This window comes from Bradyrhizobium sp. P3_C3 (assembly GCF_056402655.1).
The window spans coordinates 121,371-127,370 of record NZ_JBFUGY010000024.1 but is presented as its reverse complement, the minus strand read 5'-3'; the positions used below and the strand labels follow the sequence as shown (position 1 = coordinate 127,370).

The 6,000-nt window shown below is 64.8% G+C and carries 7 protein-coding genes; 5 read left to right on the top strand and 2 right to left on the bottom strand.

What is annotated here, in order from left to right; all coding sequences use genetic code 11:
- Positions 1–1,304 (top strand): MocR-like pyridoxine biosynthesis transcription factor PdxR (gene pdxR / locus AC1DW2_RS25695; RefSeq protein WP_477007430.1); only part of this gene is annotated, 1,304 nt, incomplete at its 5' end.
- 74 nt (positions 1,305–1,378) lie between these two features.
- Entirely contained in the window at positions 1,379–2,008 is a 630-nt protein-coding gene (locus tag AC1DW2_RS25690; RefSeq protein WP_166094167.1) for an FMN-binding negative transcriptional regulator, read from the top strand.
- A 52-nt stretch (positions 2,009–2,060) separates the two neighbouring features.
- On the opposite strand, the gene AC1DW2_RS25685 is transcribed toward AC1DW2_RS25690, so the two are convergent.
- Both AC1DW2_RS25685 and AC1DW2_RS25680 read right to left on the bottom strand, forming a co-directional pair.
- Entirely contained in the window at positions 2,061–2,546 is a 486-nt protein-coding gene (locus tag AC1DW2_RS25685; protein WP_071915161.1) for a hypothetical protein, read from the bottom strand.
- Positions 2,543–3,139: a hypothetical protein gene (locus AC1DW2_RS25680; protein WP_224581006.1), complete on the bottom strand. Its 597-nt coding sequence runs from the start codon at positions 3,137–3,139 to the stop codon at positions 2,543–2,545. The genes AC1DW2_RS25685 and AC1DW2_RS25680 overlap by 4 nt, the downstream gene beginning before the upstream one ends.
- Positions 3,140–3,342: 203 nt before the next feature.
- Between AC1DW2_RS25680 and AC1DW2_RS25675 the strand changes: the two genes are divergently transcribed.
- The 3 genes from AC1DW2_RS25675 to AC1DW2_RS25665 all read left to right on the top strand — a co-directional run bounded on the left by AC1DW2_RS25675 (position 3,343) and on the right by AC1DW2_RS25665 (position 5,668).
- A complete protein-coding gene (locus AC1DW2_RS25675; protein ID WP_477007429.1) occupies positions 3,343–4,173 on the top strand; it encodes a class II glutamine amidotransferase in 831 nt (276 codons plus the stop codon).
- Positions 4,174–4,193: 20 nt separating this feature from the next.
- Positions 4,194–5,420: a carboxylate-amine ligase gene (locus AC1DW2_RS25670; RefSeq protein ID WP_439034556.1), complete on the top strand. Its 1,227-nt coding sequence runs from the start codon at positions 4,194–4,196 to the stop codon at positions 5,418–5,420.
- Between the two features lie 62 nt (positions 5,421–5,482).
- Positions 5,483–5,668: a hypothetical protein gene (locus tag AC1DW2_RS25665; protein WP_477007428.1), complete on the top strand. Its 186-nt coding sequence runs from the start codon at positions 5,483–5,485 to the stop codon at positions 5,666–5,668.
- Positions 5,669–6,000: the final 332 nt, after the last annotated feature.

Sequence of the window (6,000 nt, the reverse complement as noted above, 5' to 3'; positions counted from 1 at the left end):
CCTATGAACAGCTCGCCGCCGAAGGTTTTATCGAGACACGCCATGGCGCGCGGCCGCGCGTTGCCCGCGCCGTCGTCGAACGCGGACGCGCGCGCGCCGCATCGCGGCCCTCGGCGCGCAAGCCGCTTCTGTCGGCCTTCGGCGAGCGGCTGCGGTCGGACCCGCCGCGCTGGACCGAGCCGCCGCGCGGGCTCATCGCCAACTTCCGCTATGGCGAGCTCTCGCCGTCGGATTTCCCGGTGCTGGCATGGAAGAAGGCCGTGACGGCGGCGATGGTGCGCAAGCCCGAGCGGCTGGCCTATGACGACCCCTGCGGCGCGCTGCGGCTGCGGACCGCGCTTCAGGGCTATCTGTGGCGATCGCGAAGCGTCCGCTGCGAGGTCGATCAGATCATTGTCGTGAACGGCTCGCAGCAGGGGCTCGACATCTGCGCGCGCCTCCTGCTCGACGCCGGCGACCGCTTCGTGATGGAGGATCCCGGCTACCAGATGGCGCGGCACACGCTCGCGGCGACGGGCGCCGAGACGGTGCCGATCCCCGTTGACGCGGACGGACTTGAGACAGCGCGGCTCGACGGCATCGAGGCCCGGCTCGCCTATGTGACGCCGTCGCATCAATATCCGCTCGGCGGCGTCATGCCGATCGGACGCCGGCACCAATTGCTGGCCTGGGCACGCAAGCACGACGCCTACGTGATCGAGGACGATTACGACAGCGAGTATCGCTACGACACCAGGCCGATCCCGCCGCTGCACGCGCTGGAGGGCAACGACAACGTGATCTATCTCGGCACCGTCTCCAAGACGCTCTCCCCGACCTTGCGGATCGGCTACTTGGTCGTGCCCGCCGGGCTGCGATCCCCGTTCGCAGCCGCCAAGCAGATCATGGACCGGCACACGCCGCTGATCGAACAGCACGCTCTCGCTTCGATGCTCGAAAGCGGCGCCTATGACAGCCACGTCAGGCGCGTGCGCCGGCGCAACGCCGAGCGTCAGCAGGCACTGATCGGCGCGTTGCGCCGCCGGTTCGGAGATCGTGTCCGGATCGAGGGCACGGCGGCCGGCCTGCACGTGGTGGCGTGGCTCGACGATCTGCCGCAGAAGCGCGAAGATGCATTGATCCAGGCGGCTCGCGCGAAAGGCGTCGGCATCTATCCGGTCTCGGCGTTGCTGGTCGGCCCAAGCCGGACGCCAAGCCGGACGCGGAAGACCGTCGGTCTCGTCATGGGCTATTCGGCGCTGGAGATCGCGCAGATCGAGAGAGGCTGCAAGCTCCTCGCCCAGGCCGCCGTCGAACTGGACTGATGAAATCATACATAACTGGCCGTTTCGTATAGGCCAGATTCCGGCTATCTCCGCATCAAGAACGGAGACACGCCATGTACATCCCGCCCGCCTTCAACGACGACGACATCGAGAACATCCGCGCGACTATCCGCGGTGCGCGCCTCGCCAGCCTGGTGACGGCCACCGCCGAGGGCCCGGTCGCCACGCCCCTGCCGCTCTTCCTCGACGAGAGCGAAGGCGAGCACGGCGTGCTCTATGGGCATGTCGCGAAGGCCAACCCGCAATGGAAGCTGCCGCCGATCGGCGATGCGCTCGCCATCTTCAACGGCCCCGACGCCTATGTGACGCCGTCCTGGTATGCGACCAAGCAGGAGACCGGCAAGGTCGTGCCGACCTGGAATTACGTCGCGGTGCATGCCTACGGCCCGGTCGAATTCTTCCAGGAGCCGGAGCGCCTGCTCGACGCCGTGACGCGGCTGACGAACAGGCACGAGGGCGCACGCGCCAAGCCGTGGGCCGTCAGTGACGCCCCCGCCGATTTCATCGCCGCGCAATTGCGCGGGATCGTCGGTGTACGCATTCCCGTGGTGCGGTTCGAGGGCAAGCGCAAGATGAGCCAGAACCGGCCCGAGGCCGATCGGGTCGGCGTCGCGCAGGGTCTCGCCGCAAGCGAGGACGCGCATGATCGCGAAGCTGCCGCCCTGATCCCGCTTCCGGTCTGAGAGAGCGGGATTCTCGGTGCTGAGAGGCTTCACCGAGAGTCTCCGTGGACCATCAGCTTGCGCAGGAATGCGCGGTGACGCGCTCGCCCCTGACAACGGCTTCCGCCAGTTTGCGCCCGACGTCACCGAAATCCGATAGGGCAAGATAGCCTTGCGCGTAGGCTTCCTGCGTCAGGCGTTCGAAGCGCTTGTCGTCTCCGGTCGACCATTGCTTGGCGATGTAGTCTGCCCCGGCTTTCCCGAAAATCTTGGGGTAGTGTTCCATATCGTTCTGACGACGATAATAGTAGTAGTCGATATGGGCGACGAATTGCTTCCGCCCCTCTCCCGCGCAACGCGATCCATAAGGGCGCTCGAACGCCAGAGCGGTCTCGCGGCGCAAGCCTGCGCGACCGTCCACGAAGATCTCTTCGTTGGAGCCATAACCCGGACCATCGACCGGTGCTGCTGGTTGCTGGGCTGTCTTCTGCGGAGCGAATGCCCAGGCGGCGACCTGCCAGATGACAAGCGCCCAGACGATGAACCAGGCGCGGCTCATTTGAAGCTCGCCGATGCCTGCTGCCGTGGCAGGCACACCGGAGACGGATCAAACAACATACCGGGCCCGGTGAACCAGAGAACGACGTCGCGGATATCCTCCGGGAAGTCTTCCTTGACGATGCCCTTTTGTTTGAACGCCTCGGCCAGCTGCGCCTTGACGCGAACGTCCAGCGGCGTGGAATACGCGGCGTTCGCCCGATCGCGCTTCTCTTCACTGCAGAACATGCCCATTCTCGGATTTGGGCAATCGTAGATCTTCACCCAGCCCCGCGCATAGGCCTCCGTAGCCGCCCTCAGGTTCGCCTTCATGGTGTCGTCGCACGGCGACATCGCGTAAGCGGTGCTTGCCTGCAATGCGTCCATCCGCAGTGCGTCTTGCTTCGGGTCCTTGTCGCTTTGCAGGGTGTGCTCAGCTTCCCAATCCTTCCGCTGCTTGGCCTTTGAATGCTCATCGCCGAACGAGGAACTGAGCGTGGGCCTCAATTCACCGACCAGCGAAACGTGCGACACCGGAAATCCGCGCATCGCCCAGGAGACGCCCACGAACGTGGAGACGAACGCCATGCAGGTGAAAAGAACAAATCGGCTCATGATGCGCACTCAAAATTCGCGCGCAACCTAACCGTGTCGGCGTTAAGAGATGGATTAATGCGCGGGTTCCCGCAATGCAGGGTAAATGAACGTCTAAAACACGCTGCAGAAATGATCCGGACTTTGCAGAACACATCGCCGGGGAACCCAACACAGGCGATCTTGTTGGTGAACCTTACGCCACATCCTGACAGGAAGGCCGCATGTGCCGCTGGATCGCATACCGGGGCGAGACCACCTCGTTCGAGCCTTACGTCACCGAGCCCGAGCATTCGCTGATCGCGCAGAGCATCCGCTCGCTGCAATCCACCGCGGGCTCGAACGGCGACGGCTTTGGTCTCGGCTGGTATGGCGAGCATCCGGAGCCCGGCCTTTACCGCGAGACACGTCCGGCCTGGTCGGACGAAAACCTGCGCTACCTCTGCCGCCATCTGCGCTCGCATCTGTTCTTCGCCCATGTGCGCGCCGCCACCGGCACGGCGGTGACGCGGCAGAATTGTCATCCGTTCGCCTGCGGCCAGTGGATGTTCATGCACAACGGCTTCGTCGGCAGCTGGAATCGCCTGCGGCGCAAGGTCGAGGCGCTGATCCCCGATGCCTACTACCCCTCGCGGCTGGGCACGACCGATTCGGAAGCCGTGTTCCTCGCCATGATGGGCGCGGGACTCGACAGCGATCCCCTTGGCGCAACGCAAACCGTGCTGCAATCGCTCGTCGGCCTGGTCAACGAGGGCGAGCTTCGTGAGCGCCTGCGTTTCACCAGCGCGATCGCAAACGGCCGGGATCTCTATTCGTTTCGCGTCGCGGTCAACGATGCCGCCAACACGCTCTATTATCGCGAGGCCAGCGGCGGCCAGGTCGTCGTCGTGTCCGAGCCGTTCGACAAGGAAACGGACTGGACGGAAGTGCCGCCGAATCACGCGCTGGTCGCGCGCGCGTCCGAAAACGTGAAAATTGTTCCGTTCGACCTTGCAATTTCCAGTGGGTCAGACGCGGAACCGGCCCGTGTCAGGCGGATTATTGCCCGCAGGTAATACCACTGCCGGGTGGCCCTATGACATTTGCTTCGGATGTTTTGAAACTGCTGCGCCTCGATTCCTCCGATGACAAGCAGCACCTCGTCATCCGCTCTGCCGGCGGACGCGGCAAGGCGGCTGAATATTCCTTCGGCATCGAGGAGGAGTACTTCCTCGCCGATCGCCGCAGCCTCGAGGTCGCGATCGAAACGCCCAACGCCCTGTTCGAGTCGGTGAACTGGTCCACCGGCGGCCAGGCGATGCGGGAGATGCTGCAATCCCAGCTCGAGGTCGCTACCAACGTTCACGTCGATGTCAATGACGCCCGGGAAGAGCTGCGGTTCCTCCGCCGCGAGGTCGCCAACGTCGCTGCGCAATACGGCTTCGTCATCATGGCCTGCGGCACGCATCCGACCGCGGTCTGGCGCATGTCGCAGCCGAGCCCGAAGCCGCGCTACGAGGAGATGATCGAGGATCTGCGCAGCATCGGCCACCGCAACATGATGTGCGGCATGCATGTGCACGTCCAGCTGCCCGATCCCGAGAAGCGGATGGCGGTGATGCGGGCGATGCTGCCGCATCTGCCGCTGTTCATCGCGCTGTCGGCCTCCTCCCCGTTCTGGAATTCCCACAAGACCGGGCTGAAGGGCTACCGGCTTGCCGCCTATTCCGAGCTGCCGCGCACCGGCTTGCCCGAACTGTTCGAAACCAGGCACGACTACGACGAATATGTCGGCGCGCTGCAACGCTCCGGCGTGATTCCCGACGAGAGCCATATCTGGTGGGCGATGCGGCCGTCCATGAGGCATCCGACCCTCGAGCTTCGCGCGCCCGACACCTGCACTTTCATCGACGACGCCGTTGCCATCGCCTCGCTCTATCGCTGCCTGACGCGCCATCTTTATCTGCGGCCGCATCGATCGAAGGAGGTCACGGTGGTCGAACGCGCGATTGCGGTCGAGAACAAATGGCGGGCGCAGCGCTACGGCACCGATTGCATCTTTGCCTCGAAGGACGGGCCGGTCACCATCTCGGAGCAGCTCGCCCGGATCATCGACGACGTCGCCGGGGACGCAGCCGCGCTGAACTGCGCCGCCGAGGTCGAGCACTGCCGGACCATCGTGGAGCGCGGCAGCTCGGCGGAATTCCAGCTTCGCGCCTATCGCGAGAATGCAGAGGACATCGGGGCGGTCTCGCGCTGGATCGCAGCCTCGACGATCTCGGGCGCGAGCGCTCCGATCGGAAGCGTTCGTGCGCCGTCATAGCGCCCGCGCAAGCTTGGCGAACGACAATGTCGCTCCTGAATTCGGTGATCGTGGAGGAACGCGTGAATCGCGTCACGTCTTGCGCTGGCTGCGGCCACGGACTTGTACCGCTGCTTTCGGCCAAGGGCCGCGCGGAGCTCAGCTGCCTCTGGTGCAAAGGCATTGACGCGCGAACGGTGGACATGGCGAAGTGGGCGGACAGCCCGATCGGCAAGCCCGAGCGGATCGTCCGTCAGTCGTTCGAATGAGCGGTTTCTCGTGCCCGGCTGGCCTTTGCTGATCGGCACGACCTGCGCGGCTGCACGCCTGCGCCGGGGCTTGCCGACAAATTAGACAAACCGCGCCCCGTCGTCGGGGTTGCGGGCTCGGCGATGAGGCCCAGGCAAGCCAGCCTAACCTGCCGTCTAACCTCAGGCGCGATCTCGATTTTTCATCGCACCGTGCGGAGCCGCCGGGCCCGCGCGTCGTGCTGCATCCCGACTGGCCCAGAATTCGCAAGGCAGCGTCAGGCCTGATTCCCTGCTCCCACGAATTGGCGCAGCAAGATGCGTGCGCCCGGAGACCGGACGGGGCGGCAAAG